The 26,644-nt window shown below is 67.2% G+C and carries 28 protein-coding genes and 1 tRNA gene; 23 read left to right on the top strand and 6 right to left on the bottom strand.

Features of this window, described 5'->3' with window-relative positions:
- Positions 1 to 17 precede the first annotated feature (17 nt).
- The 7 genes from hemN (at position 18) to HMPREF3113_RS02800 (ending at position 7,104) form a co-directional block, all read left to right on the top strand.
- Positions 18 to 1,427 carry an oxygen-independent coproporphyrinogen III oxidase gene (gene hemN, locus HMPREF3113_RS02830; RefSeq protein WP_070470663.1) on the top strand — a complete coding sequence of 470 codons (1,410 nt, stop codon included), beginning with the start codon at positions 18 to 20 and terminating at the stop codon, positions 1,425 to 1,427.
- Positions 1,428 to 1,493: 66 nt separating this feature from the next.
- Positions 1,494 to 1,580: transfer RNA gene (locus HMPREF3113_RS02825), tRNA-Leu, on the top strand.
- 184 nt (positions 1,581 to 1,764) lie between these two features.
- Entirely contained in the window at positions 1,765 to 2,820 is a 1,056-nt protein-coding gene (locus tag HMPREF3113_RS02820) for a TraB/GumN family protein (RefSeq protein WP_254665225.1), read from the top strand.
- Between the two features lie 108 nt (positions 2,821 to 2,928).
- The gene (locus HMPREF3113_RS02815; RefSeq protein ID WP_070470661.1) at positions 2,929 to 3,384 is read left to right on the top strand and encodes a BLUF domain-containing protein; all 456 of its coding nucleotides are present in this window, start codon (positions 2,929 to 2,931) and stop codon (positions 3,382 to 3,384) included.
- 304 nt (positions 3,385 to 3,688) lie between these two features.
- The gene (locus HMPREF3113_RS02810; RefSeq protein WP_070470660.1) at positions 3,689 to 4,975 is read left to right on the top strand and encodes a nucleotide sugar dehydrogenase; all 1,287 of its coding nucleotides are present in this window, start codon (positions 3,689 to 3,691) and stop codon (positions 4,973 to 4,975) included.
- A 30-nt stretch (positions 4,976 to 5,005) separates the two neighbouring features.
- Positions 5,006 to 6,628 (top strand): FMN-binding glutamate synthase family protein, encoded by a 1,623-nt coding sequence (locus HMPREF3113_RS02805; protein WP_070470659.1) that lies wholly within the window; start codon positions 5,006 to 5,008, stop codon positions 6,626 to 6,628.
- Positions 6,625 to 7,104 (top strand): GNAT family N-acetyltransferase, encoded by a 480-nt coding sequence (locus HMPREF3113_RS02800; RefSeq protein WP_102788293.1) that lies wholly within the window; start codon positions 6,625 to 6,627, stop codon positions 7,102 to 7,104. Before HMPREF3113_RS02805 ends, HMPREF3113_RS02800 begins: the two co-directional genes overlap by 4 nt.
- A 104-nt stretch (positions 7,105 to 7,208) precedes the next feature.
- Here the strand turns inward: HMPREF3113_RS02800 and HMPREF3113_RS02795 are convergent, their stop codons facing one another.
- Entirely contained in the window at positions 7,209 to 8,456 is a 1,248-nt protein-coding gene (locus tag HMPREF3113_RS02795) for a TIGR03862 family flavoprotein (RefSeq protein WP_070470658.1), read from the bottom strand.
- A gap of 10 nt (positions 8,457 to 8,466) precedes the next feature.
- Positions 8,467 to 8,907 carry an FKBP-type peptidyl-prolyl cis-trans isomerase gene (locus HMPREF3113_RS02790; protein WP_070470657.1) on the bottom strand — a complete coding sequence of 147 codons (441 nt, stop codon included), beginning with the start codon at positions 8,905 to 8,907 and terminating at the stop codon, positions 8,467 to 8,469.
- 67 nt (positions 8,908 to 8,974) lie between these two features.
- Here HMPREF3113_RS02790 and HMPREF3113_RS02785 point away from each other — a divergent pair, with 67 nt between their 5' ends.
- From HMPREF3113_RS02785 to HMPREF3113_RS02770, 4 genes are all read left to right on the top strand, one after another.
- The gene (locus tag HMPREF3113_RS02785) at positions 8,975 to 9,340 is read left to right on the top strand and encodes a DUF6164 family protein (RefSeq protein WP_070470656.1); all 366 of its coding nucleotides are present in this window, start codon (positions 8,975 to 8,977) and stop codon (positions 9,338 to 9,340) included.
- Positions 9,341 to 9,389: 49 nt separating this feature from the next.
- Positions 9,390 to 10,142, top strand: coding sequence for a sulfurtransferase (locus tag HMPREF3113_RS02780; protein WP_070470655.1), 753 nt, complete (start codon positions 9,390 to 9,392; stop codon positions 10,140 to 10,142).
- A 138-nt stretch (positions 10,143 to 10,280) separates the two neighbouring features.
- The gene (locus HMPREF3113_RS02775) at positions 10,281 to 11,273 is read left to right on the top strand and encodes an LLM class flavin-dependent oxidoreductase (RefSeq protein WP_070470654.1); all 993 of its coding nucleotides are present in this window, start codon (positions 10,281 to 10,283) and stop codon (positions 11,271 to 11,273) included.
- A gap of 97 nt (positions 11,274 to 11,370) precedes the next feature.
- Positions 11,371 to 11,880: a pyridoxamine 5'-phosphate oxidase family protein gene (locus HMPREF3113_RS02770; protein ID WP_070470652.1), complete on the top strand. Its 510-nt coding sequence runs from the start codon at positions 11,371 to 11,373 to the stop codon at positions 11,878 to 11,880.
- Positions 11,881 to 11,979: 99 nt separating this feature from the next.
- On the opposite strand, the gene HMPREF3113_RS02765 is transcribed toward HMPREF3113_RS02770, so the two are convergent.
- Entirely contained in the window at positions 11,980 to 12,639 is a 660-nt protein-coding gene (locus HMPREF3113_RS02765; RefSeq protein WP_019183347.1) for an exopolysaccharide biosynthesis protein, read from the bottom strand.
- Positions 12,623 to 13,933, bottom strand: a complete 1,311-nt coding sequence (locus tag HMPREF3113_RS02760) for a hemolysin family protein (protein ID WP_070470699.1) — start codon at positions 13,931 to 13,933, stop codon at positions 12,623 to 12,625. The genes HMPREF3113_RS02765 and HMPREF3113_RS02760 overlap by 17 nt, the downstream gene beginning before the upstream one ends.
- Before the next feature lie 282 nt (positions 13,934 to 14,215).
- Here HMPREF3113_RS02760 and HMPREF3113_RS02755 point away from each other — a divergent pair, with 282 nt between their 5' ends.
- Both HMPREF3113_RS02755 and HMPREF3113_RS02750 read left to right on the top strand, forming a co-directional pair.
- Positions 14,216 to 14,842, top strand: a complete 627-nt coding sequence (locus tag HMPREF3113_RS02755) for a DUF47 domain-containing protein (protein WP_019183345.1) — start codon at positions 14,216 to 14,218, stop codon at positions 14,840 to 14,842.
- Between the two features lie 13 nt (positions 14,843 to 14,855).
- On the top strand, positions 14,856 to 15,977 hold the full coding sequence (locus tag HMPREF3113_RS02750; RefSeq protein ID WP_019183344.1) for an inorganic phosphate transporter: 1,122 nt from the start codon (positions 14,856 to 14,858) through the stop codon (positions 15,975 to 15,977).
- Positions 15,978 to 16,093: 116 nt separating this feature from the next.
- Here HMPREF3113_RS02750 and HMPREF3113_RS02745 read toward each other — a convergent pair whose 3' ends face one another.
- Positions 16,094 to 16,666, bottom strand: coding sequence for a GNAT family N-acetyltransferase (locus HMPREF3113_RS02745; RefSeq protein WP_070470651.1), 573 nt, complete (start codon positions 16,664 to 16,666; stop codon positions 16,094 to 16,096).
- Between the two features lie 123 nt (positions 16,667 to 16,789).
- Positions 16,790 to 18,679 (bottom strand): DNA topoisomerase IV subunit B, encoded by a 1,890-nt coding sequence (gene parE / locus HMPREF3113_RS02740; protein ID WP_046273688.1) that lies wholly within the window; start codon positions 18,677 to 18,679, stop codon positions 16,790 to 16,792.
- Between the two features lie 163 nt (positions 18,680 to 18,842).
- Here parE and HMPREF3113_RS02735 point away from each other — a divergent pair, with 163 nt between their 5' ends.
- The 10 genes from HMPREF3113_RS02735 to truD all read left to right on the top strand — a co-directional run bounded on the left by HMPREF3113_RS02735 (position 18,843) and on the right by truD (position 26,586).
- Complete coding sequence (locus HMPREF3113_RS02735; protein ID WP_070427082.1) at positions 18,843 to 19,082, top strand: hypothetical protein; 240 nt, start codon at positions 18,843 to 18,845, stop codon at positions 19,080 to 19,082.
- A gap of 261 nt (positions 19,083 to 19,343) precedes the next feature.
- A complete protein-coding gene (locus HMPREF3113_RS02730) occupies positions 19,344 to 19,604 on the top strand; it encodes a hypothetical protein (RefSeq protein WP_070470650.1) in 261 nt (86 codons plus the stop codon).
- Positions 19,601 to 21,265 carry a CTP synthase gene (locus HMPREF3113_RS02725; RefSeq protein ID WP_070427084.1) on the top strand — a complete coding sequence of 555 codons (1,665 nt, stop codon included), beginning with the start codon at positions 19,601 to 19,603 and terminating at the stop codon, positions 21,263 to 21,265. Before HMPREF3113_RS02730 ends, HMPREF3113_RS02725 begins: the two co-directional genes overlap by 4 nt.
- Positions 21,266 to 21,370: 105 nt before the next feature.
- Positions 21,371 to 22,201: a 3-deoxy-8-phosphooctulonate synthase gene (gene kdsA / locus HMPREF3113_RS02720; protein ID WP_019183338.1), complete on the top strand. Its 831-nt coding sequence runs from the start codon at positions 21,371 to 21,373 to the stop codon at positions 22,199 to 22,201.
- Positions 22,198 to 22,614 (top strand): hypothetical protein, encoded by a 417-nt coding sequence (locus tag HMPREF3113_RS02715; protein WP_026069801.1) that lies wholly within the window; start codon positions 22,198 to 22,200, stop codon positions 22,612 to 22,614. The genes kdsA and HMPREF3113_RS02715 overlap by 4 nt, the downstream gene beginning before the upstream one ends.
- A gap of 69 nt (positions 22,615 to 22,683) precedes the next feature.
- Positions 22,684 to 23,970 carry a phosphopyruvate hydratase gene (gene eno, locus HMPREF3113_RS02710; RefSeq protein ID WP_019183336.1) on the top strand — a complete coding sequence of 429 codons (1,287 nt, stop codon included), beginning with the start codon at positions 22,684 to 22,686 and terminating at the stop codon, positions 23,968 to 23,970.
- Positions 23,971 to 23,974: 4 nt separating this feature from the next.
- Entirely contained in the window at positions 23,975 to 24,325 is a 351-nt protein-coding gene (ftsB, locus tag HMPREF3113_RS02705) for a cell division protein FtsB (RefSeq protein WP_019183335.1), read from the top strand.
- Entirely contained in the window at positions 24,322 to 25,020 is a 699-nt protein-coding gene (gene ispD, locus HMPREF3113_RS02700) for a 2-C-methyl-D-erythritol 4-phosphate cytidylyltransferase (RefSeq protein ID WP_026069800.1), read from the top strand. Before ftsB ends, ispD begins: the two co-directional genes overlap by 4 nt.
- Before the next feature lie 37 nt (positions 25,021 to 25,057).
- Positions 25,058 to 25,555: a 2-C-methyl-D-erythritol 2,4-cyclodiphosphate synthase gene (ispF, locus tag HMPREF3113_RS02695; protein ID WP_019183333.1), complete on the top strand. Its 498-nt coding sequence runs from the start codon at positions 25,058 to 25,060 to the stop codon at positions 25,553 to 25,555.
- Complete coding sequence (truD, locus tag HMPREF3113_RS02690; RefSeq protein WP_070470648.1) at positions 25,552 to 26,586, top strand: tRNA pseudouridine(13) synthase TruD; 1,035 nt, start codon at positions 25,552 to 25,554, stop codon at positions 26,584 to 26,586. The genes ispF and truD overlap by 4 nt, the downstream gene beginning before the upstream one ends.
- The last annotated feature ends 58 nt before the right edge of the window (positions 26,587 to 26,644 follow it).

Below are 26,644 nucleotides of genomic sequence, written 5' to 3'. Positions count from 1 at the left end.
GCGTGCACGCTGGCGGCATGGATACTTTCTCGCCTGCCGCCGCCGGGCTTGCCTGGCACTTCGACCCCGAGCTGCTGCGCCGCCACGACCGGCCCGGGCCGCGCTACACCTCCTATCCGACCGCGCCGCACTTCCATGACGGGTATGGCGAGCTGGCCCTGCGCGAGGCCATCGCCGGCAGCAACCGGCTCGGCCGGCCGCTGTCGCTGTATGTGCACGTGCCTTACTGCAGCAGCCCATGCTTCTACTGCGGCTGCAACCGTGTCATCACCCGCGATCACAGCAAGGGCATCAGCTACGTCGCCCGCGTGCTGAGCGAGGCGGACCTGATGGCGCCGCAGTTCGATCCGGCCCGTGAAGTGATCCAGCTGCACCTCGGTGGCGGCACGCCGAACTTCCTCGCGCCAGCACAGATGCGCGAGCTGCTCGAGGGGCTGCGCGAGCGCTTCAATTTCAGCACTGCGGCCGCACGCGATTTCTCCATCGAACTGGACCCGCGCTTCGTCACCCGCGCCGACATCGCCGGCTTGGCCGCGCTGGGCTTCAACCGCGCCAGCCTGGGCGTGCAGGATTTCGATCCGGACGTTCAGAAGGCGATCAACCGCGAGCAGGGCGTGGAGGCCACCCTGGACATCCTGCGCGCGTGCCGCGAGTACGGGCTGCGCTCGGTCAATGTCGATCTGATCTATGGCCTGCCGAAGCAGACGCTGGCCGGCTTCGCGCAGACCCTGGAAACCGTGTTGCGTGAACGCCCAGATCGCTTGGCGGTTTACGGCTATGCCCACCTGCCGCACCTGTTCCGCGCGCAGCGCCAGATCGCCGATGCGGATCTGCCCGGTCCCGACCAGAAGCTCGCCCTGCTCGGCCTGGCGGTGCAAAGGCTTTCCGAGGCGGGCTATCAGTACATCGGCATGGACCACTTCGCATTGCCGGAGGAGGACCTGTCGCGGGCACAACGCGCGGGCCAGCTGCACCGCAACTTCATGGGCTACACCACGCATGCCGATACCGATCTGGTCGGCCTGGGCGCCAGCGCGATCAGCCACATCGGCGACACCTACAGCCAGAACCCGCGCGAGCTGCCGGCCTGGGAGGCGGCCGTCGATGCAGGGCGCCTGCCAGTCTGGCGTGGCCTGCAGCTGGACGAGGACGACGTACTGCGCGCCGAGCTGATCGGCCAGCTGATGTGCCAGGGCGAAGTGGATGGCGCCGCGCTGGCAGCACGGCATGGCGTGGACTTCGAGGCGTATTTCGCCGACGGGCTGCGCGCGCTGGCCACGCTGCAGGCCGACGGCCTGGCCGACTACGCGCAGGGCGTGGTGCGCGCCAGCGAACGCGGGCGCCCGCTGCTGCGGCTGCTGGCGATGTGCTTCGACCGTTATCTGGCGCAGCCGGACCAGCCGGTGCGGTATTCCAGGGCGATCTGAGTGCCGTCGCCCCGGCGTGCGTGCATTCCAAAACCGGGCGCGATCAGGCACCCTATGCGCGCCGTTGCCCGGGTGGCGAAACTGGTAGACGCATCGGACTTAAAATCCGCCGGGGGCGACCCCATGCCGGTTCGATTCCGGCCCCGGGCACCAAGGCTTCCCCTTGGCGTGGGTTCTGATCGCGCTGCGATCGACGCACGCCGGTGATGATTCCACGCGAGGGCAGCCAACCGGCTGCCCTTGTTCGTTGCAGCCGGCGTTCCGGTGCAACGCAAACTTTACGCAGCCGGCCGCGCGCCGCCGTACGCTGCGCAGCAATTCACTTCGGAAAGGTCACATGGCCAACGCAGGACGTGCAGGGAACGCACTGGTGTGGGGCATGGCGGTGCTGCTCGGCGGCGCGGTCCATGCCAATGCCCAGGTCCATGCGCCGGCGCAGGAACCGGTACCGGTACCGGCGCAGACGGCAGGCGAGGTGATCGACCTTGCCCCGGTGCTGGTCTCCGGCGTGCAGCCGGGGCCGGGCATGTGGCAGGTCCGCAACAGCCAGGGGCACACACTGTGGATTCTCGGCACCGTCTCGCCGCTGCCGGCCAAGCTGGACTGGCGCGCCGACGAGGTGCAGGCGGTGATCGCCAGCGCACAGGAGGTGCTCGGCTCACCCGGCTGGACGCTGGATGCCGATGTGGGGTTCTTCCGCCGCCTGACCCTGGCGCCTGCGGCGATGAAGGCGGCGCGCGATCCTGACGGACGCACGCTGCGCGAGGTCCTGCCGCCCGATCTCTATGCACGCTGGGCGCTGCTCAAGCAGCGTCACATCGGGCGCGACAATGGCATCGAGAAAGACCGCCCGCTGGTGGCGGCTACGCAGTTGTACGCCGCCGCCCTCAAGGATGTGGGGCTGGGCCGATCCTCGCCGGTCTCCAGGATCATCGAGAAGGCCAGCAAGGCAAACGGCCTCAAGCCGGTGTCGACCCAGGTCACGATCAAGATCGCCGACCCGCGGCAGGCGTTGAAGGAAGTGCGCGGGACGGCCCTGCAGGACGTGGAATGCTTCCGGCGCACGCTGGAGGTGATCGAGCACGGGCTGCCGCTGCTGGCCGAGCGCGCCAATGCCTGGGCGGTGGGTGATATCCAGGCGCTGCAGCGCCTTGCAGTGAAAGGGCAGTACATGGCTTGCGTGGATGCGGTGGCCAACAGTGACTTCGGGCGCCGCCGCGGCCTGACCGACGTCGATGCCCAGGCTCACCGCAAATGGATCTCCATGGCCAGCGACGCGCTGGCACGCAACGCGGTGACCTTCGCGACGGTGCCGGTGACCTCGCTGGTCACGCCCGGCGGCTATATCGATCAGCTGCGCGAGCGTGGATTCGAGGTGCAGATCCCGGAATGACGCTTGCGCCGACGCGCTTTTCCGGAACGGGAAGGAGACACATTCGATGTCTACCCAGTGCGAATACTTCATGGCATAGTCAGCTTCAGTTCATTCCGGAAATCCTTCATGCCGCTGCATGCGGTCGCTTATGTCAGCGACGCTGTCGATGGAATCGAAACGTCTGATATCGATCAGATCCTGCGCGCGGCATCGGGATTCAATAAAGTGGCCGGCGTCACCGGCGTGCTGATGTTCGACGGGCGTCGGTTCCTGCAGTATTTCGAAGGGCCGGAGGATGGCGTGGATTCGGTGTTCCAGCGGGTGTTCAACGCGCGCATCCATACCAACCTGCGCGAGCTTGCGCGCGGGCCGGTCGGTGCCCGCCACTTCCCCCGCTGGACGATGGCCTCCGCAGCAGTGGAGCCCGAAGCACTGGCGCGCATCATCGATGCGCCCTGGCACGGATTTCTGGCCGGCCTGCCCGCGGTGGGAGACACGCCCACGGGGTTTGGCTGTCTGCTTGCGGCGTGGACCGGTGTCTCCGGCGAGTTGGAACCGGCGGCGGTGACGCTGGGTTCGTAAAGCAGAACAACGCTGGCCGTAACACAATGATCACGGTTGCCCGCCTATCCTCTTCCTACCAGCTGTGACCAGTCTTGCGGGGTTTGCCCTTGGAGGCTGTCTGAAAGGGTAGTAACCGCAGCTGGACCATTATTCCTTTGGCCGTCGTCCGTACTCTCCGCGGGCGGCGGCTTTGTTCTTTGTGGGGCAGGGGCAGGCGCGTTAGGCTTGCATGACCTGTATCCCCGGCTCCGTATCGCATGACGTATCCCCTGATGACGCCCCGCCTGCTGGCCGGCCCGGTTCCGCGATGCGGAGCCGAGCGATGACCCAGGCCATTTCCGCCGCGGCCGCGCCGCGCATCGGCGTCATCGGGCTGGGCTATGTCGGGCTGCCGTTGACGGTGACCTTCGGCCGGCAGCAGGCCACGGTGGGCTACGACATCGATAGCGCGCGGGTCGCCGAGCTGCAGCGTGGCCTGGACCACACGCTGGAACTGGAGGCCGATGAGCTCGCTGCCGCTGTGCATGCACGTTACAGCGCCGATCCCGCCGATCTGGCCGCCTGCAATGTGTACATCGTGACCGTGCCGACCCCGATCGATGCGCATGAGCAGCCCGATCTGGGGCCGCTGCGCAGCGCCAGTACCTTGATTGCCGGCCTGCTCAAGCGCGGCGACATCGTGATCTATGAATCCACGGTCTATCCCGGTACCACCGAGGAAGTCTGCGTCCCCCTGCTCGAGGAAGGGTCGGGGCTGCGCTTCAACGAGGATTTCTATTGCGGTTACAGCCCGGAGCGGATCAACCCGGGCGACCGCGAGCGGCGGCTGCCGGACATCCGCAAGATCACCTCCGGCTCGACGCCCGAGGTCGCCGCGGTGGTCGATGCCCTGTACAAGAGCATCATCACCGCAGGCACGTGGCCGGCACCGTCGATCCGCGTGGCCGAAGCCGCCAAGGTGATCGAGAACATCCAGCGCGACGTCAACATCGCCCTGGTCAACGAGCTAGCGCTGATCTTCGATCGGCTCGGCATCGATACCCAGGATGTGCTGGACGCGGCCGGCAGCAAGTGGAACTTCCTGCCGTTCCGGCCCGGCCTGGTCGGCGGCCACTGCATCGGCGTGGATCCGTACTACCTGCTGCACAAATCCGAGAGCGTGGGCTATCACCCCGATCTGATCCACACCGCGCGCCAGGTCAACAACCGGGTCGGCGAGCACGTCGCGCAACGCGTGCTGGCGCTGCTGGCATCGCGCCGCATCGATGTCGCCCAGGCCCGGGTGCTGGTGCTGGGCGTGACCTTCAAGGAGAACTGCCCGGACCTGCGCAACAGCCGCGCGCTGGAACTGGCGCAGCGCCTGCAGGCCAGTGGGGCCCGGGTGGACGTGCAGGACCCGTGGGTCGGTCCGGCGGCACTGGCCGATGCCGGCGTGCGTTGGGTCGACGCCCCGGATGCGGGCGGGTATGACGCGGTCGTGCTCGCCGTGGCGCACGATCGTTTCCGTGCCCTGGATGCGGCGCAGGTGCGCGCGCTGTTGGCGCCGGACGGCGTGGTGTACGACGTCAAATCCGTATGGCCCCGGGAAGTGGTGGACGACCGCCTGTAGACTCGTTGGCAGTATTGATTGAGGAAAGCCATGCACCGCTATCTCGCGTACCTGCTCGCCATCCTGCTGTTCCCGGTCTGCCTGTGGTTGGCCACGATCTGGCCCGCCTGGTACTGGGGCGTGGGGGTGACGGCCCTGCTGGTGGTGCTGGGCACGTGGGACATGCTGCAGAAGCGCAGCACGCTGCGGCGCAACTACCCGGTGATGGCGCACTTCCGCTACGGGCTGGAATCGATCGGGCCGGAGATCCGCCAGTACTTCGTGCAGAGCGATCTGGAAGACGTGCCGTTCTCGCGCCAGCAGCGTGCCCTGATCTACCAGCGCTCCAAGAATGAAATGGACGTGGTGCCATTCGGCACGCTGCGCAGCACGTATGCGGTGGATTACGAATGGATCAACCACTCGCTGGCGCCGACCGAGATCGGCCACCACGATTTCCGCATCCAGATCGGGCCCAACTGCGCCAAGCCGTACTCGGCCAGCGTGTTCAACATCTCTGCGATGAGCTTCGGCTCGTTGTCGGCCAACGCGATCCGCGCACTGAACGAAGGCGCGCGCCGCGGCAGCTTCTACCACGACACCGGCGAAGGGTCGATTTCTCCCTACCACCGCGAAATGGGCGGCGACCTGGTCTGGGAAATCGGCTCGGGCTATTTCGGTTGTCGTGATGAGGCTGGCGGTTTCAGTGAAGAGAAGTTCGTCGCCAACGCGAACCATGATCAGGTCAAGATGATCGAGATCAAGCTCTCGCAGGGCGCCAAGCCCGGCCATGGCGGCGTCTTGCCAGCGGCCAAGGTCAGCGAAGAGATCTCGATCACCCGTGGCGTGCCGATGGGCGTGGATTGCGTGTCGCCCTCCAGCCACAGCGCGTTCAATACTCCGGTCGAGCTGCTGCAGTTCGTCGCGCGGCTGCGCGAGTTGTCCGGCGGCAAGCCGGTCGGCTTCAAGCTGGCCATCGGCCACCCGTGGGAGTGGTTCGGTATTGCCAAGGCGATGCAGGAAACCGGGATGCTGCCGGATTTCATCGTCGTTGACGGCGCCGAGGGCGGGACCGGCGCCGCGCCGGCCGAGTTCATCGATCACGTTGGCGTGCCGATGCACGAAGCCCTGCTGCTGGTGCACAACACCCTGGTCGGGCTGGACCTGCGCGACCGCATCCGCGTGGGTGCGGCCGGCAAGGTGACCAGCGCGTTCGAGATCGCGCGCACCATCGCGCTGGGCGCGGACTGGTGCAACGCCGGCCGTGGTTTCATGTTCGCGCTGGGCTGCATCCAGTCGTTGAGCTGCCACAGCGACAAGTGCCCGACCGGCATCGCCACCCAGAACCCCAATCGCTGGCGGCACCTGGATGCGGCCGACAAGGCCACGCGCGTGCACAGCTACCACGAGAACACGCTGCGCGCGTTGCGCGACCTGCTGTGCGCGGCCGGCCTCAACGATCCCTCCGAGCTGGGGCCGGAGCACATCCTGCGCCGGGTCTCGCCGGTGGAAATCCGTTCGCTGGCCTCGTTGTATCGCTATCTTGCGCCCGGTGAACTGCTGCGCAAGGTGCCGGACCACGCGGTCTTCCATGATTACTGGGCCGATGCGCGCAGCGACTCGTTCCAGCCACCAGCGCGCATCCAGGCGCTGCGCGCGAGCAAATCGCGATGACGGGCGATCGTGCAGTGCGCTTGCGGGTCGGCCGCGCCGACGAGGCGGACCGGCTGTGGGTACTGCGCACCCGCTGCGTCCGCGAACTGTGCAGTACGGCGTATCCGCCGGAGGTAATTGCCCCATGGTCGGCCTCGCCGCCGCCGCAACACTACCGCGCGCTGCTCGCCGGCGGTGGCGGTGTGATTGCCGAAGACGCCGAGGGTGCGCTGCTGGGCTACGGCGTGATCGATCTGGCCGGCAACGAGGTCGATGCGTTGTTCGTCGATCCCGACTGCGGCGGCCGTGGCATCGGCCTGACCCTGATGCAGGCGATGGAGGCGTTGGCCGACCCTGCGCGGCCGCTGGTGCTCTCGGCCTCGCTCAACGCGGTGCCGTTCTACCAGCGCTGTGGTTTTGAGGCGCTGCGCGAGGAGAGCTACCCACACCCCAGCGGCGTCGCACTCGCGTCGGTGCGGATGCAGCGCACGCGTTGATGCCGGCCAGTGGCCGGCACCACCCGGATGCCGCGCTGAGCCGCGCCGAGCGCCTGTCAGGGCACGTCACTGGTAGTGCCGGCCGCTGGCCGGCACCTCGCGATCTATCCCTGCGCCAGCCAGGCCACCACGCCACGCCCGGCGCGCAGCCCGCTGGCGTAGCACGCGGTGAGCAGGTAGCCGCCGGTCGGTGCTTCCCAGTCCAGCATCTCGCCCGCACAGAACGTGCCCGGCCGTGCGCGCAGCATCAACTGCGTATCCAATGCCTCCAGGCGCACGCCACCGGCGGTGCTGATGACTTCATCGATCGGACGCGGTCGTTCCAGGGCCAGTGGCAGCCGCTTGAGCGCGTGCGCGATCTGCGCCAGCGGCAGCTGCCCGGCCTCGCGGCCCAGCACCTCGAACAGCAGGGCGGACTTCACCCCGCCCAGCCCGAGCTGGCGACGCAGGACCTCGCCGAAACTGCGGCCCTGGCGCGGCTTGCCAAGCTTCTCCAGCACCTGCGCTTCGGTCTGGCCCGGCAGCAGGTCCAGCTGCAGTTCCACCTGGCCGTCGCGGGCCAGGCTGTCGCGCAGATCGGCCGACAGCGCGTAGATCAGGCTGCCTTCGATGCCGGTCGCCGTGATCACGCACTCGCCCTGCAGTGAGCGCGGTTCGCCCTTCAGGTCGGTCCAGTGCGCCACCACCGGCTTGAGCGGGGCGCCGGCCTGGCGTTCGCTGAAGTAGGGCGTCCAACCGATGTCAAAGCCACAGTTGGCTGGCTGCAGCGGGGCGATGTCGATGCCGGTGGCGGCCATCGGCGCCATCCACGCGCCATCCGAGCCCAGTTCCGGCCAGCTGCCGCCGCCGAGCGCGAACACTACCGCGTCGGCCGTCACCGTCGTTTCGCCATCGGGCGTCTGGAAGCGCAGCGCGCCCGCGTCATCCCAGCCGGTCCAGCGATGCTGCACGTGGAAGCGCACGCCCTGTTCCTTCAGCCGGCGCACCCAGCCGCGCAGCAGCGGCGCGGCCTTGCGGTCCACCGGGAACACACGGCCGGAACTGCCCACGTAGGTTTCCACGCCGAAGTCCAACGCCCAGGCGCGCAGCGCCTCGGCATTGAAATCGGCCAGCCACCCGCCCACCGCCTCCGCGCGCTCGCGGTAGCGCGAAACGAACACGTCAGGCGCGTCGGAGTGGGTCAGGTTGAGGCCGCCCTTGCCGGCGATCAGGAACTTGCGACCGGGCGAGCCCTTGGCCTCGTACAGATCGACGGCGTGGCCGGCAGCGCGCACGGTTTCAGCCGCCATCAGGCCGGCGGGGCCGCCGCCGATGATCGCGACCCGGCGTGGGGTGGTCAGGGCAATGCTCATGCAGGCAGGATCAACGCGGCTTGACGTCGAGCAGCTCGACATCGAACACCAGCGAGGAGTTCGGCGCGATCGGGCCGGCGCGACGGGCGCCATAGCCGTACTCGGCCGGAATCATCAGCGTGCGCTTGCCGCCCACCTTCATGCCCGCGAAGCCTTCGTCCCAGCCCTTGATGACCTGGCCCTGGCCCAGGTCGAAGCTGAAGGGCTCGCCACGGTCCACCGAGCTGTCGAACTTGTCACCGTGCTTGTCGGCGGTGCGCTCATCGTAGATCCACCCGGTGTAGTGCACCGTGACCTTGCTGCCCGGCGTGGCCTCGGCGCCGGTGCCCGGCTGGGTGTCGATCTTCTCGAACTGCGCGATGCTGCCACCGGGCGGCGGGCCGGGCGGGGTGCAGGCGGCCAGCAGCGACAGCATCAGGGGGGCGAGCAGGTAATGCGGCAGACGGCGCATGGGCGGGCTCCGGATCCAAAAAACGGGGACGCAAGGGTAGCGCATCGCCGGGCGCTATCATGGGCGCATGTCGAAACTGCTGCTCAACCTGCGCAATGTCGCGGACGATGAAATCCAGGATGTCACCGCCCTGCTGGACAAGGCGGGCATTGCCCATTACCGCACCGAGCCCAGCCCGTGGGGCATCTCCTTCGGCGGCATCTGGGTGCGCGACAACGAGGATCACCCGCGGGCCAAGGCCTTGATGGCCGACTACCAGCAGACGCGCGGTGAGCGCGTGCGCGGCGAGCGTGAGGCCGCGCTGCGCGAGGGCACGGCCGAGACCTTCGGCAGCCTGATCCGGCGCCGCCCGGTGTTCGTGGTCACGGTGCTGGTCGGGATGGCCGTCGCGGCCGCGCTGGTGCTGCTGCCGTTCGTGCTGCTGCGCGGCTGATTCCGGCGCGGCTCAGGCGTCGCGGCCGCCCAGCGGCTAAAATGGCGTGATGATCGCCAATACCGCCGCCTACCACTTCACCCCCGTCGCCGACCCGGACGCGCTGTGCGCGACCCTGCTGGAGCGGGCCACCGCCGCGCAGCTGCGCGGCACGATCCTGGTAGCGGGCGAGGGCATCAACCTGTTCCTGGCCGGGGCGGAGCAGGCAATCGATGGCTTCTACACCGCCCTGCGGGCCGATGCCCGGTTTGCCGGGCTGCGGGTGAAGACCAGCTACAGCCACATGCAGCCCTTTGCCCGGCTCAAGGCCAAGGTCAAGCCGGAGATCATCAGCTTCCGCATCGACGACGCCCAGCCGCTGGCCTACCCGCGCGCGCCCTCGATCGATCCGGCCACGGTGCAGCGCTGGCTGCGCCAGGGGCACGATGACGCCGGCAAGCCGGTGGTGATGCTGGACACCCGCAACACCCAGGAGATCGAGTACGGCACGTTCCAGGACGCGCTGGTGCTGCCGATCACCAAGTTTACCGATCTGCCCGAGGCCCTGGCCCCGCACCGCGAGGCGCTCAAGGACAGCACCGTGGTCAGCTTCTGCACCGGCGGCATCCGCTGCGAGAAGGCGGCGCTGTGGATGCGCAACGACGGCATGGACAACGTCCTGCAGCTGGACGGCGGCATTCTGGGCTATTTCGAGGCCGTGGGCGGTGAGGGTTATGACGGCCGCTGCTTCGTCTTCGACGAGCGCGTGGCGCTGGATCCGGCCCTGCAGCCGCTGGTCGACCAGGACACCGGCGCCGCCTGAGCCGTCTTCACGGCGTTGATTGTCCTGAATCGTCGCGAGACGGAAATCAGCGTCTTGCCACCTGCGCCTTGTGGGCGGTGGCAAACCAGCCGGACAGCCCCATCTCAGTGGGATATCTCCTGGTTGGAACGAGCATTCATGATGCAGCTGTCGATTCTTGATCTGGCGCCGGTCTGCGAAGGCAGCGACACCACGCAGGCCTTCGCCAACATGCTGGACCTGGCCCAGCACGCCGAAGGCTGGGGCTTCCACCGCTATTGGCTGGCCGAGCACCACAACATGCCCGGCATCGCCAGTGCCGCCACCGCGGTACTGATCGGCCATGTGGCCGGGGGCACGAAGCGTATCCGCGTTGGTGCCGGCGGCATCATGCTGCCCAACCACTCGCCGCTGCAGGTCGCCGAGCAGTTCGGCACGCTGGCCTCGCTGTACCCGGACCGGATCGATCTTGGCCTGGGCCGCGCGCCTGGTACCGATCAGCCCACCGCCCGCGCACTGCGTCGTTACTTCGACAGCGCTGACCAGTTCCCGCAGGACGTGCGCGAGCTGCTGCATTACTTCGAGCCGGCCCAGAGGGGCCAGGCCGTTCGCGCCGTGCCCGGTGCGGGCATCCCGGTGCCGGTGTGGCTGCTCGGCTCCAGTCTGTTCAGTGCGCGGCTGTCGGCTGCGATGGGCCTGCCCTTCGCCTTCGCCTCGCACTTTGCGCCGGACGCGATGGATGAAGCGCTGGCGGTCTACCGTCGCGAATTCCGCGCATCGCAGTATCTGCAGGCGCCGTATGCGGTGCTGGGCTTGAACGTGGTCGCCAGCGATTCCGAAGCCGAGGCCAAGCGTCTGTTCACCACCCAGCAGCAGAGCTTCGTCAATCTGCGCCGTGGCCTGCCGGGCCTGATTCCGCCGCCGATCGACGACATCGAAGCGTTCTGGCAGCCGCACGAAAAGGCCGGCGTGCAGAACGCGCTGGCCTGCGCAGTGGTCGGTGACGTGAAGCAGGTGCAGGAAGGGCTGGCCGCGTTTGTGGCGCGGCACAAGCCTGACGAAGTGCTGGTCACCGCCAACATCTACGACCATGCCGCGCGCAAGCGTTCGTTCGGGCTGGCGATGCAGGCATGGCGCGCACTGCAGGCGTAATGCCCACGGCGCATGCGAAGAAGGTGTGACCGCGCGGTTCACGTCGCCGTAGCCGCCGATCGGCTGTGATGGTGGCTCCCCTTGCAGGAGCCACCCCATGGCCGAGCACGATCGTCAGCAGCACATCAAACAACTGGCCGAACTGATCCGCGGCGTGGACATCGCGATGTTCACCACGGTCGGTGTGGACGGACGCTTGTTCAGTCGTCCGCTGGGCACGCAGGAAGTCGAGTTCGATGGCGACCTGTGGTTCGCCACCGGCGCCGACAGCCCGAAGATCGCGGAAATCACCGCCAACCCGCGCGTCAACGTGGCCTACGCCTCGCCCTCGGGCAATACCTATGTCTCGGTCTCGGGCATCGCCCGTGTCGTGAACGATCGGGCCAAGATCGACGAACTCTGGTCGCCGGCGATGAAGATCTTCTTCCCGGGCGGCAAGGACGACCCGAACCTGCGCCTGATCCACGTCAGCGCCGAATCGGCCGAATACTGGGATGGCCCGGGTGGACTGCTCGGCAAGGCCCTGTATTTCGTGCTGTCGGCCGTGACCGATGACCCGGGCGCGATGTCCGACACCGGCACGGTGGATCTCAAGCCCGGCGCGTAACCGGGCTCACAGGGCCGGCCCTGCGCCGGCCAGTGTGGTGCTGAAGCCGGCCGCGGGGTCGGCTTTTTTCATGGCGCGTCGCGTGAAGGGGGGCCGGCCTCAGCCGAACCAGCGTTGGAACAGGTCCACCGTGTAGCCCACCAGGTGGCCCGAACTGAAGCCGAAGAACAGCACGGCAGCCACCGCCCCGACCCAGTTGACCAGCATCAGCACGCCGTCGCGTTCCAGCAGCGCCAGCGCGAACAGCAGCAACTGGAAGCCGAACAGATAGTTGGTGAGCGGGATCGGCAGCGACAACAGCACGCCGATCAGGATCAGCAGCAGGCCGCTGAAGGCATGGGCGGGCAGCGGCACCAGCAGTCCGGCCATCCGCGGTTTGAGCAGGCGGTCCAAGCGCCGCAGCGGGCCGTCGATGCGCTCTAGGAAGCGATGCATGGTGCCGCGCTTGGGCCCACGGTTGCGGATGAAGCCCGGCAGCCACGGCCGGCGCATGCCGCACAGCATCTGCGCACCGATCAGAACCACCAGCGGCCCACTGACCGCGCCGCCGATCCCGGGAATCGGAATGAAGGCCGGCAGGATCGCCACGAACAGGAACACACCGAACGCGCTCTGCTGCAGATCCTGCAGGATCTGGCCCAGCAGCAGCCGTTCCTCCGGGTCACCGTGGTCGAACATCGCCAGGAGGGTACGGATACCCTCGTTGCGGTACTGCGGCCGCGTCGGATCCGGCGGCGTCGGCTCAGCCGGTGATGTCATCGGTTTCGTCTTCGCTCAGGGTGCGCAGCAGCAGCTTGTCGACACGGGCACCGTCGAGATCGACGATCTCGATGCGCCAGCCGGCCCAATCGAAGTACTCGCCCGCATGCGGGATGCGGCCGAAATAATGGATGCACATGCCGGCCAGCGTGTAGTAATCGCCATCGTCGGCATCGGGCAGCTCGGCGTTGCCCATCAGTTCGCGCAGGTCCTCGATCGACAGCGAGCCATCGACCAGGAACGAGCCGTCCTCACGGGTCACGACCAGTGCGTCCTCGTCCACGTTCTCCACCGACTGCAGGCGGCCGACCACCGCGCCCATCAGGTCGCTGATGGTGACCAGGCCCTGGATCTCACCGTACTCGTCCACCACCAGCGCCATCGACTGCTGCTCCTCGCGGAAGATCTCCAGCAGCTTCATCGCGTGGGTGGACTCGGAGACGTACAGCGGCTCGCGCAGGTTCTGGAACAGCGAATGGTCATCGCGCACGAGGCGCGTCACCAGGCTTTTGACTTCCAGCACCCCGACGATGTCCTGGTCGTTGTCGCGGAACACCGGGTAACGGGAGAACTCGTTCTCGCGCATGGTGGCGAGGTTCTTCTCCGGCGCGGCCTGCGTATCCAGCCAGGCGATCCGGTTGCGCGGGGTCATCAGGCTGTCGGCGGTACGGTCGCCCAGGCGCATGACGCGGTTCATCATGTCGCGCTCGTGGGCGTCGATCACGCCGGCTTCGTGGCTCTCGGCCACCAGCATGCGGATCTCTTCTTCGGTGACCGAGGCGGCCTCATCCTTGCCCAGGCCGAGCACGCGCAGCACCAGCCGGGTGCTGTGGGAGAGCAGCCACACGAACGGGAAAGCGATCCGGGACAGCCAGCCCATCGGCCAGGCGACCAGCCCGGCGATGTCTTCCGAACGGGTAATGGCCAGTCGTTTGGGGACCAGTTCACCGAAGATCAGCGTCAGGAAGGTGATCAGGGCAACCGCCAGCGCCTTGCCCACTTCACTGGAGTAGGCGAAGGCCGGAACGATGCCGTGCAGCCACTCGGCGATGGCCAGGCCGATCGCCTCACCGCCGAACACACCGGTCAGGATGCCGATCAGGGTGATGCCGATCTGGACCGTGGACAGGAAGCTCTCGGGCTTTTCAGACAGTTCAAGCGCGCGCTCGGCGCGTTTGCTGGTGGCGGCCATCTGCTTGAGGCGGCTCTTGCGCGAGGTCATGACCGACATTTCGGACATGGCGAAGAAGCCGTTGAGCAGGATCAGGGCAAGGACGATAAGCAGTTCAAACACGGGCTTCATCCCCGGTTGGTGGCAGGGAGGGCGTGTTCAAGCGATGTCGGCTACCGGAGGGCGCGTAAGCGCGGCGGTGCGGCGGGGGGTAAGGGTCGTCGTCCATAGAGTGCACCCGAAGGTGCCCGCGCATCTTAACAAAAGGCCGGGGCAGGGATGCAATCAGGGTCGTTCAGGCAGGGCCGTGGGAGCGTGAAGATGACAGGGAGTACCCGGATTGGACATCAAACCGTCATAATTCCGCCCGGTGCCGTCCTTCCTCGACGGCGAATAGGTTTCTCAATGTTCTCTCTGCAGACCATTTTTGGCTCCGGCAAACAGTTCTACACCCTGCTGGACGAGGCTGCCCAGGCCGCCCAGGACAGCGCCAAGGCGCTGCACGCGATGCTGCGCGAAGCGGACCGCCAGCCGGCGCTGGACGCCTTCAAGCTGGCCCGCCTGCGCGAGCGCGCCGCCTCGGACAAGATCAGCCAGGCGCTGGTCGACAGCTTCATGACCCCGATCGAGCGCGAAGACATCGAAGCGCTGGGCTCGGCGCTGTACAAGATTCCCAAGCAGATCGAGAAGTTCGCCGATCGCTATTCGCTGGCCACCCAGCACCTGGAACACATCGATTTCGCGCCCCGCGCGGCGATGCTGGAGCAGGCCGCCAGCGTGGTGGTGGAAATGGTGGGCGACCTGCGCCACATGAATCTGGACCGGATGACCGCGCTCAACGAGAAGCTGCGCTCGCTGGAGAACGAAGCCGACCGCCTGATGCTCGAGCTGTACCGCGACATCTATTCCGGCCGCCTGGACAGCCTGCAGATGTTCCTGCTCAAGGAGTTCTTCGAGATCCTGGAGAAGGCCATCGATCGTTGCCGCGAGGCCGGCGTGGTCGCCTACCAGATCGTCTTGAAGAACAGCTGACGGACGCCACAGCATGCTGACCCTTGTTCTGGTGGTGATCCTGGCCGCGCTCGTCTTCGAGTTCATCAACGGCTTCCACGATACCGCCAACTCCATCGCCACCGTGGTGGCGACCAAAGTGCTCTCGCCCGGCTGGGCGGTGATGCTGGCGGCCTTCATGAACCTCATCGGTGCCCTGACCGGCACCGCCGTCGCGCTGACCATCGCCTCGGGCCTGCTCAACACCAACGTGGTCGATGTGACCCCGCAGGTGATCCTATGCGCGCTGCTGGGCGGCATCATCTGGAACCTGATCACGTGGTGGAAGGGGCTGCCGTCCTCGTCCTCGCACGCCCTGATCGGCGGCCTGTGCGGCGCCGGCCTGGCCGCTGCCCATAACAACTGGGACGCGCTGATCTGGTCCGAGCGCATCGGCACCTGGGCCCAGAATAAGGGCCTGCTGTGGAAGGTGTTCCTGCCGATGATCACCTCGCCGATCGCCGGCTTCCTGCTCGGCATCGCGGTGATGCTGCTGCTGTGGGCGATCATCGCGGGCATGGCCAAGGTGGGCGGGTTCATCGGCCGGCTGGCGCGCCCGCGCATCGTCAATGCGTTCTTCGGCAAGGCCCAGATCGCCTCGGCGGCCTACATGGGCTTCGCCCACGGCCACAACGATGCGCAGAAGACCATGGGCATCATCGCCATGACGCTGATCGGTGCCGAAGCGACCGGTGCCCTGAACGACCTGCCGTCCTGGCTGGCCTTCATGCACCCGGACGCGAGCGCCGGCGACGGCATCGCCATGTGGATCGTGCTGACCTGCGCCGTGGTGATGGCCGCCGGTACCGCCTCGGGCGGCTGGAAGATCATCAAGACCCTGGGCCACAAGATGGTCAAGCTGCACCCGATCCACGGCTTCGCCGCGGAAACCAGCTCGGCCACCATCCTGACCCTGGCCGCGCACTTCGGCATGCCGGTCTCGACCACCCACAGCATCTCCACCGCGATCATGGGCGTGGGCTTTGCCAAGAACCCGCGTTCGCTGCGCTTCGGCGTGATCGAGCGCATCGTGTGGGCGTGGATCCTGACGATCCCGGCCGCCGGCGGCTGTGCGTACCTGATCCTGCGCCTGTTCGAACTGTTCGGCTGGGCCTGACCGGTCCGCACGGTTGAACATCGAAAAGCCCGCCGCAAGGCGGGCTTTTTCGTGGAGGGAGCGTGCCGGACGGGGCGGGGCGAGGCCGGTATACGCAGGATGGCGCCGCGCCCGTTCTAACGCGGCGCCGGGTCGGCCCGATCCTGCCACTCGCGTGCCAGCAGGCCGTAGACGGCAGAATCGGAGACCTCGCCGGCAACCCGCCAGCGCTCCCGCAGCAGTCCTTCGCGCTGGAACCCGATCCGCTCCAGCACCTTGGCCGACGAGACGTTGCGCGGATCGATCTCCGCTTCCAGCCGACGCATGCGCAGTTCATCGAACAGGTAGGCCGCGAACCGTGACAGCGCCTCGTGCATGTAGCCCTTGCCCTGTGCCGCCGGCGCCAGGTGATACCCGATCTCCGCGCGCCTGGACGTCTCGTCGATCGCGAACACGACCACGATGCCCAGCAGCGGTCCGTCCACGTGCTCACGGATCGCCAGTTTCAGTTGCGTGCCTGCCTCCAGCGCGGCGAGATCGTCGAGGATCTGTACGTAGGCCTGCTTGAGGTCGGTCCACGCCGGATGGTTCCAGTAGCGCATGCCCGGACGGTCGGACTGGATCGCGAACAACGCCTGCGCGTCCGTGGCGCGGATCGGTGTCAGCACCAGGCGCGTGGTTTCCAGCATCAGGGTCGGGTCGAACGGCATGCGGGTTCCTGCGAATGCGGTGACGCCACGGTAATCCTTCCCGCTGCATGCATCCATGCCTGGTGGCACAGGCAAGAAAAAACCCGCCGGAAGGCGGGTTTTTTCAGTGCCACTCGAGGCGGATCAGACCTCCAGCGAAGCCAGGTCGCCCTTCTTTTCCAGCCAGCCCTTGCGGTCGCTGGCGCGCTTCTTGGCCAGCAGCATGTCCATCAGCGAATGGGTCTGCTCGCCATCATCGATGGTCAGCTGCACCAGGCGACGCGTATCGGGATGGATGGTGGACTCGCGCAGCTGCTGCGGGTTCATTTCACCCAGGCCCTTGAAGCGGGTCACGCTGACCTGGCCCTTGATCTTCTCGCGTTCGATCTTGTCCAGCATCGTGCGCTTCTCTTCCTCGTCCAGGGCGTAGAACACCTGCTTGCCCACGTCGACACGGAACAGCGGCGGCATCGCCACGAACACGTGGCCGGCATCGACCAGTGCCGGGAAGTGCTTGAGGAACAGCGCGGTCAGCAGGGTCGCGATGTGCAGGCCGTCCGAGTCGGCGTCGGCCAGGATGACGACCTTGCCGTAGCGCAGCCCGGCGATGTCTTCCTTGCCCGGGTCGCAGCCGATCGCGATGGCCAGGTTGTGCACTTCCTCGGAGGCCAGCACGCTGCCCGAGGACACTTCCCAGGTGTTGAGGATCTTGCCGCGCAGCGGCAGGATCGCCTGGAAGTCCTTGTCGCGGGCCTGCTTGGCACTGCCGCCGGCGGAGTCGCCTTCGACCAGGAACAGCTCGGTGCGCGACAGGTCCTGGCTGATGCAGTCGGCCAGCTTGCCGGGCAGGGCAGGCCCCTGGGTGACCTTCTTGCGGGTCACCAGCTTTTCGGTCTTCAGGCGCGCACTGGCGCGCTCGATCGCCAGCTGGGCGATCTGCTCGCCCAATGCGACGTTCTGGTTCAGCAGCAGGCTGAAGGCATCATGCGCAGCGCCCTCGACGAAGCCGGCGGCCTGGCGCGAGGACAGGCGTTCCTTGGTCTGGCCGCTGAACTGCGGATCGGTCATCTTCAGCGACAGCACGAACGACACGCGGTCCCATACGTCTTCCGGGGCCAGCTTGACGCCACGCGGCAGCAGATTGCGGAAGTCGCAGAACTCGCGCAGCGCCTCGGTCAGGCCGGTGCGGAGGCCGTTGGCGTGGGTGCCGTGCTGGGCGGTCGGGATCAGGTTGACGTAGCTTTCCTGGACCAGCTCGCCTTCGGGGATCCAGGCCAGGGCCCAGTCCACCACCTCGTTTTCTTTCTTCAGGTGGCCCACGAACAGGTCGGCCGGCAGCATCTCGCGCTCGCCGAGCTCGGCCTTGAGGTAATCGCTCAGGCCGTCTTCGTAGTACCAGGTGTCCTGCTCGCCGGTGGCTTCGTCGTGGAGCTTCACGGTCAGGCCCGGACACAGCACGGCCTTGGCACGCAGCAGGTGGCGCAGCGCGCGCAGGTTGTACTTGGGCGTGTCGAAGTACTTCGGGTCGGCCCAGAAGCGCACGCGGGTACCGGTGTTCTTCTTGCCGACGCTGCCGACCACTTCCAGCGGGGTGGCGCGGTCGCCGTTGCGGAAGGTGATGCGGTGTTCGCTGCCGTCGCGCTTGATATGCACTTCGACCAGGGTGGACAACGCGTTGACCACGCTCACGCCAACGCCATGCAGGCCGCCGGAGAAGGTGTAGTTCTTGTTGTTGAACTTGCCGCCCGCGTGCAGGCGGGTCAGGATCAGTTCGACGCCGGGGATCTTCTCCTCGGGGTGGATGTCCACGGGCATGCCGCGGCCGTCATCGCTGACCTCGCAGCTGCCGTCCTTGAACAGCGTGACTTCGACCGTGTGGGCATGCCCGGCCAGGGCTTCGTCGACGGCATTGTCGATGACTTCCTGCGCCAGATGGTTCGGGCGCGCGGTGTCGGTGTACATGCCGGGGCGGCGCTTGACCGGGTCCAGGCCGGACAGGACTTCAATATCGGCGGCGTTATAGCGGGCGTTCATCTGTCTTCATAAAGCGCAATGCGACGGCGAAGTTTGCGGTCTGGACGGGTTTTTTGCACGCCACACGTTCAGGGGGCGGCCGACCGGGGCGCGATAGACTGTGATGGATGGGAAACCGGAGCCTCCGGCGCCCCATTCCATGCCATACCGCGAGGAGCACCCCATGAAGAAGTTGCTGACCATCGTTGCCATCGCCGCCGCCGTGGTGGCCGTGCCCATGGCACTGGCCCAGAACGCCGGACAGGGCCAGCCCACGCCGCAGCAGGGCGAACAGGCCGACAGGGCGCAGGCCGAGGCGGACGCCAAGGCCAAGCGCCGCGCGGCCGCCACGGCCGAAATGAAGGCCAGGGGCGAGCAGGCCCCGCAGAAGGAGGAAGAGGAAGAAGCGCGGAAGAAGCGATAAGCGCTTCGCGCTGACGCTTCCCCACGGTTTGCGCGGCAAACCGTGGGCCCCGCTCACCCTCTCTTCCACATCCCCGCGCCTGTCGGCGCGCCCCCTTGAACTCCAAGGGGGCTCTCCACCAGAGAGACCTGGGGATCTGAAAAAGTAGTCAACATGAGCCCCGGTATCGCGCCGGGGCTCTTCTTCTTATGTGAAGACCGTCATCCGCCCCTTGGGCTGGGGGCCGTCAATCTGTAAACTATGGCTTTCCGGGAGTAGTGCGTGTCATCCATCAGCGAATGGACTGGCCTGATCGTGCGCGATCGCCAGCAGGGTAGGCAGGAGGTGACGGTCCAGACAGTGGCCGGCACGGCTGACCCGACGTCGCTGACCCACTCCCGCACCGCATCCCCCCTGATCCCGGCCCTGGCGCGTGAACGCCCCGCAGCCGCCCGGATCGCTCTGATTTCCCCCTTCACGTCGTCCGTCGCCCTGCGCGTCGGCGCCGTTTCCCCCTTCCTGACAGGACACCCCCAGCCATGACTCCCTTGATCTTCGTAACCGGCGGCGTAGTGTCCTCGCTCGGCAAAGGTATTGCCGCCGCGTCGCTTGCCGCCATCCTCGAGGCCCGCGGCCTGCGGGTGACGATGATGAAGCTCGATCCGTACATCAACGTCGACCCGGGCACCATGAGCCCGTTCCAGCACGGTGAGGTCTACGTCACCGATGACGGCGCCGAGACCGACCTGGACCTGGGCCATTACGAGCGCTTCGTGCGCACCCGCCTGAGCCGCAAGAACTCGGTCACCACCGGCCGCATCTACGAGAACGTGATCCGCAAGGAGCGCCGCGGCGACTACCTGGGCGCCACCGTGCAGGTCATTCCGCACATCACCGATGAGATCCGCCGCTGCATGGACGAGGCCACCGAAGGCTTCGACGTGGCGCTGGTGGAGATCGGCGGTACGGTGGGCGACATCGAGTCGCTGCCGTTCCTGGAGGCGATCCGCCAGGTGCGCACCGAGCGCGGCCCGGAGAAGGCGCTGTTCATGCACCTGACCCTGGTGCCGTACATCGCTGCCGCCGGCGAGTTGAAGACCAAGCCGACCCAGCACTCGGTCAAGGAGCTGCGTTCGATCGGCATCCAGCCGGACGTGCTGCTGTGCCGTTCCGAGCAGGTCGTGCCGGATTCGGAGCGCCGCAAGATCGCCCAGTTCACCAACGTCTCCGAGCGCGCCGTGATCAGCGTGCCGGACGTGGACGTGCTGTACCGCATTCCGATGGGCCTGCACGCGCAGGGCCTGGATGACATCGTCATCAACCAGCTCAAGCTCGGCGACAAGGCCGGCCCGGCCGACCTGCACGAGTGGGAAGCGGCGGTGGACGCCACCCTGCACCCGCTGGACGAGGTCACCATCGCGGTGGTCGGCAAGTACGTCGACCACCAGGACGCCTACAAGTCGGTCGGCGAAGCGCTCAAGCACGGCGGCCTGCGCCAGCGCACCAAGGTCAACCTGAAGTGGCTCGAAGCGCAGGAGCTGGAAGACAGCGACCTGGCCGCGCTGAAGGATGTCGACGGCATCCTGGTGCCGGGCGGCTTCGGCGACCGTGGTTTCGAAGGCAAGGTGCTGAGCTCGCAGTTCGCCCGTGAGCAGCAGGTGCCGTACTTCGGCATCTGCTACGGCATGCAGGCCGCAGTGGTCGATTTCGCCCGCCACGTGGCCGGCCTGGAAGGTGCCAACAGCACCGAGAACGATCGCCAGTCGCCGAACCCGGTGATCGGCCTGATCACCGAATGGCGCACCGCCACCGGCGATGTCGAGAAGCGTGACGACAAGAGCGACCTGGGCGGCACCATGCGCCTGGGCCTGCAGGAGCAGCGCCTGAAGCCGGGCACGCTGGCCCGCGAGCTGTACGGCAAGGACGTGGTCGCCGAGCGTCACCGCCACCGTTACGAGTTCAACAACCGCTATCGCACCCAGCTGGAAGATGCCGGCCTGGTGATCGCGGGCAAATCGATGGATGACACCCTGGTGGAAGTCATCGAACTGCCGCGCGACCAGCACCCGTGGTTCCTGGCCTGCCAGGCGCATCCGGAGTTCCTGTCGACCCCGCGCGACGGCCACCCGCTGTTCATCGGCTTCATCCGTGCCGCGCGCGAGCGCAAGGCCGGTGGCAAGCTGGCCCAGGACGCGGCCGCCTGATCGGCACGCCGCACTTGCGGTGGGGGCCACGTGCCCCCATTGCAGAGCGCTAATCACCCACGGCGGCTGGCCTGGCCAGTGTTCGCCGGACAACAAGGAAACGCCATGAAACTGTGTGGATTCGACGTCGGGCTGGACCAGCCCCTGTTCCTGATCGCCGGCCCGTGTGTGATCGAGTCGATGCAGCTGCAGCTGGACGTGGCTGGCAAGTTGAAGGAAATCACCGATCGCCTCGGCATCAACTTCATCTTCAAGTCGAGCTTCGACAAGGCCAACCGCACCTCGGGTACCGCCTTCCGCGGCCCGGGCATGGAAGAGGGCCTGAAGGTCCTGGCTGAGGTGAAGAAGCAGATCGGCGTGCCGGTGCTGACCGACGTGCACGAATACACCCCGATGGACGAAGTGGCCTCGGTGGTGGACGTGCTGCAGACGCCGGCGTTCCTCGTGCGTCAGACCGATTTCATCACCAAGGTGTGTGCGGCCGGCAAGCCGGTCAACATCAAGAAGGGTCAGTTCCTGTCGCCGTGGGACATGAAGCCGGTCGTCGAGAAGGCCAAGGCCACCGGCAACCAGGACATCATGGTCTGCGAGCGCGGTGCCAGCTTCGGCTACAACAACCTGGTCAGCGACATGCGTTCGCTGTCGGTGATGCGCGATACCGGTTGCCCGGTCGTGTTCGATGCCACCCATTCGGTGCAGCTGCCGGGCGGGCAGGGCAACAGCTCCGGCGGCCAGCGCGAGTTCGTGCCGGTGCTGGCGCGCGCGGCAGTGGCGGTCGGTGTCTCGGGCCTGTTCGCCGAGACCCATCCGGATCCGTCCAAGGCGCTGTCCGATGGCCCCAATGCGTGGCCGCTGGATCGCATGGAAGAACTGCTTGAAACCCTGATGGAACTCGACGCGGTCACCAAGAAGCACGGGTTCTCGCGCTTCGCATGATGGCCGACGTGCCGGCGTCACCCGCGGTGCGCCGCGGCTGGCGCGGTTGGGCCTGGGGCTGGATCGCGCTGGGTGCGGCGATGACCGCCTGGGGCGGTGTGTTCGTGCTGGTGCTGCTGGTATTCGCCAGCGTCGGCTCGCCGGGCGATGGCGACAACGCGCTGCGCTCGGTGCGCCCGCTGCTGCTGGTGACGCTGTCGCTGACCGGGACCGTCGCGCTGGTCTGTGTCACTGCCAGCGTGCTCGCATTCCGGCTGCGCCGGCAGGCGGCTGGCGGCGGTGGCGCACTGCTCCTGCTGGCGCTGTTGATGCTGGTATTGTTGATCCCATCGCTGGTCTCGCGCCAGGCCACCGTGGCCGGGGTGCTGCCGTCGGCCACGCCGATTTGGCAAGTGACGGGTGTGCAGGGATAATCACGCGGCATGTTTTTTTCGGCGCTGCATTGGCGGCGCCTCCCCTCTCTGACTGGTAACCGGCCCGCTATGACCACGATCCGCAGCATCCACGCCCGTGAAATCCTCGACAGCCGTGGCAACCCCACGCTGGAAGCCGAAGTCATCCTTGAGGACGGCTCGTTCGGTCGTGCCGCGGTGCCGTCGGGCGCCTCGACCGGCACCAAGGAAGCCGTGGAACTGCGTGACGGCGACAAGACCCGTTACCTGGGCAAGGGCGTGCGCAACGCCGTGTCCAACGTCAACACCACGATCGCCACGGCACTGAAGGGCTTCGACGCCGCCGACCAGGAAGGCCTGGACCGCCGCCTGATCGATCTGGACGGCACCGAGAACAAGGGCCGCCTGGGCGCGAACGCGCTGCTGGGGGTTTCGCTGGCCAACGCGCATGCCGTGGCCGCCTCGAAGAAGCAGGCGCTGTGGCAGCACCTGGCCAATGGCCGCGACGTGACCCTGCCGGTCCCGATGATGAACATCATCAACGGCGGCGCACATGCCGACAACAACGTCGACTTCCAGGAGTTCATGGTGCTGCCGGTCGGCTTCACCTCGTTCTCCGAGTCGCTGCGTGCCGGCACCGAGATCTTCCATTCGCTCAAGTCGGTGCTCAAGGGCCATGGCCTGAGCACGGCGGTGGGCGATGAAGGCGGCTTCGCGCCGGACTTCCGCAGCAACGTCGAAGCGCTGGACACCATCCTTGAAGCGATCGGCAAGGCCGGCTACACCGCCGGTGAAGACGTGCTGCTGGGCCTGGACGTGGCCTCCAGCGAGTTCTACGAGAACGGCAAGTACAACCTGGTCGGCGAGAACAAGCGCCTGACCTCCGAGCAGTTCGTCGACTTCCTGGCCGACTGGGCCGCGCAGTACCCGATCATCACCATCGAAGACGGCCTGGCCGAGAACGACTGGGCCGGCTGGAAGCTGCTGACCGATCGCATCGGCAACAAGGTGCAGCTGGTCGGTGACGATCTGTTCGTCACCAACCCGAAGATCTTCAAGGAAGGCATCGAGTCCGGCACCGCCAACGCGATCCTGATCAAGGTCAACCAGATCGGCACCCTGACCGAGACCCTGGAAGCGATCGCCATGGCGCACGCGGCCAACTACGCCTCGATCGTCTCGCACCGTTCGGGCGAAACCGAAGACACCACCATCGCCGACATCGCCGTGGCCACCACCGCCACCCAGATCAAGACCGGCTCGCTGTGCCGCAGCGATCGCGTGGCCAAGTACAACCAGCTCCTGCGGATCGAGGAAGCCCTCGGTGCCGGCGCGCGTTACGCTGGTCGTGACGCGTTCGTGTCGCTGAAGCGCTGATCGCATGCGCAACTGGCGCTGGCTGCTGCTGGTGCTCGCGCTGCTGCTCGCGTGGCTGCAGTACCGCTTCTGGTTTGGACCGGGCAACTCGGGCGAGGTGATGATGCTCGAAGCCCAGGTCGAGAACCAGAAGCGGGACAACGCCGGCCTGCAGCAGCGCAATGACGCGCTGGCTGCCGAGGTCAAGGACCTCAAGGAAGGCGAGGCGGCCATCGAAGAACGCGCGCGCAGCGAGCTGGGCATGATCAAGCCCGGCGAGAAGTTCTACCGCGTGGTCGAAGACGCGCCGGTGCCGCCGCCGCGTGCACCGACGGCCGTTCCCGATCCGGACGCGCCGCACCAGGACGTGCCCTGATGGCCGGCATCTGGGCGGTGGTGCCCGCCGCTGGACGTGGCACCCGCTTCGGCGGGCCCACGCCCAAGCAGTATCTGCTGGCCGGCGACCGCGTGTTGCTGGCCCATACCCTCCAGGCGCTGCTCTCGCACCCGGTCGTGGCCGGGGTGATGGTGGTGGTCGCCGAGGATGACGCCGATTGGCCGGGCTGGCAGTCGCTGGCGGACAAACCCATCCTGACCTGCATCGGCGGGGCGACCCGTGCCGGCTCGGTACTGGCCGGCCTGCATGCCTTGCCCGATGACGTGCGGGCCGATGATTTCGTGCTGGTCCACGATGCCGCCCGCCCCAACCTGGCCGCTGCCGATCTGGGCCGCCTGCTGGAAGTGGGGCGTGCCGACCCTGTCGGCGCGATCCTCGCCGCCCCCGTCCGCGACACCCTCAAGCGTGCCGGCGACGACGGCGGCATCGATGCCACCGAGCCGCGTGAGCGCCTGTGGCGCGCGCTGACCCCGCAGCTGTTCCGCCGCCACCAGCTGGCGCGCGCGCTGCAGGAGGCGGCCGATGCCGGCGTGGAGGTCACCGACGAGGCCATGGCCATGGAGCGCCAGGGGCTGCGCCCGCTGCTGGTGGAAGGCAGCGAAGACAACTTCAAGGTCACCACCCCGGCTGATCTGTCCCGTTTTGAATTCGTGTTGTCGCGTCGCGAACCCTGACGTCCGCACGCGCCACACCCAACCGCAGGTTCTTGCAATGACCACGCCACAGTTCCCTCCCTTCCGCATCGGACAGGGCTACGACGTCCATGCCTTCGGCGAGGGCGACCACATCATGCTCGGTGGCATCCGGGTCGAACACAGCTGTGGCGTGCTCGCGCACAGCGATGGCGATGTGATCCTGCACGCCCTGTGTGATGCGATGCTCGGCGCGCTGGCGCTGGGTGACATCGGCGTGCATTTCCCGCCGACGGACATGCGCTGGAAGGGCGCGGACAGCGCGCACCTGCTTGCGCATTGCAACGGCCTGCTGCGCGAGCGCGGCTGGCAGGTCGGCAACACCGACATCACCGTGATCTGCGAGCGGCCCAAGGTCGGCCCGCATGCGTTGGCCATGCGCGAGCGCATCGCCACCGTGCTGGGCATCGCGCTGGACTGCGTGAGCGTCAAGGCGACCACGTCGGAAAAGCTGGGCTTCACCGGCCGCAGCGAGGGCATCGCCGCCCAGGCCAGCGTACTGCTGGTGGCGCTGTGATCCCGTTGCCGCTGGCGTTCGGCGCGCCGTTGCTCACCGCGAAGATCCGCACCACGCCCGAGGATTTCCAGGTCGACGAACTGCCGGCATTCGAGCCGAGCGGCGAGGGCGAGCACCTGCTGCTGACGATCCGCAAGCGTGGCGCGAACACCGTGCACGTCGCCAAGGTGCTGGCCAAATGGGCCGGGCTGCCGGACATGGCGGTCAGCTACGCCGGCATGAAAGACCGCCATGCGGTCACCACCCAGCGCTTCAGCGTGCACCTGCCCAAGCGCGTGGCGCCGGATCCGGCGCTGCTGGCTTCCGATGAGATCGAGGTGGTCGAGTCGACCTGGCACAACCGCAAGCTGCAGCGCGGTGCGTTGGCCGGCAACCGCTTCAAGCTGGTCCTGCGCGATGTGCAGGGGGATGCTGCGGCCATCGAAGAGCGACTTTCCCATATCGCCTCGCGCGGCCTGCCGAACTGGTTCGGTGAGCAGCGTTTCGGTCGCGATGGCGGCAATGTGCCGGCGGCGCTGGCGATGTTCGGTGGCCGCCGCATGCGTCCGGACCAGCGCTCGCTGCTGCTCTCGGCCGCCCGTTCGGCGCTGTTCAACCAGGTGTTGGCGGCGCGCGTGGAGCAGGGCAACTGGGACGCGCCGCTGGACGGCGAAGTCTGGATGCTCGATGGCAGCCGCAGCGTGTTCGGCCCGGAGCCGTGGACGGATCTGCTGGCTGATCGTCTCGGCCGCTTCGACATTCATCCCAGCGGCCCATTGTGGGGAGAGGGGGAACTGCGCAGCACCGGTGCCGCTGCCGAGCTGGAGCTGGGCGCGGTTGCCGATGCGCAATCGCTTGCACTGCGCGCCGGCCTGGAGAGCGCCCGCCTGAAGCAGGAGCGCCGCGCGCTGCGCCTGCGCCCGGCGATGCTGCAGCACCGGTGGCTGGCTCCCGACGTGCTGGAACTGAGCTTCGCGTTGCCGCCCGGCTGCTACGCCACCGCGGTGCTGCATGAGCTGGGGCCGGTAGAAGACGCCAGCCAGTCCGCGTAGAGCCGACCGATGGTCGGCTGCCGTCCGTCCCGGCACCACAAATTGCGTAGAGCCGACC

Source organism: Stenotrophomonas sp. HMSC10F06 (assembly GCF_001807865.1).
Classification (GTDB): Bacteria; Pseudomonadota; Gammaproteobacteria; order Xanthomonadales; family Xanthomonadaceae; genus Stenotrophomonas; species Stenotrophomonas bentonitica_A.
Note: the sequence above shows the minus strand (reverse complement) of the source record. Positions and strands in the feature narration are given on the sequence as shown.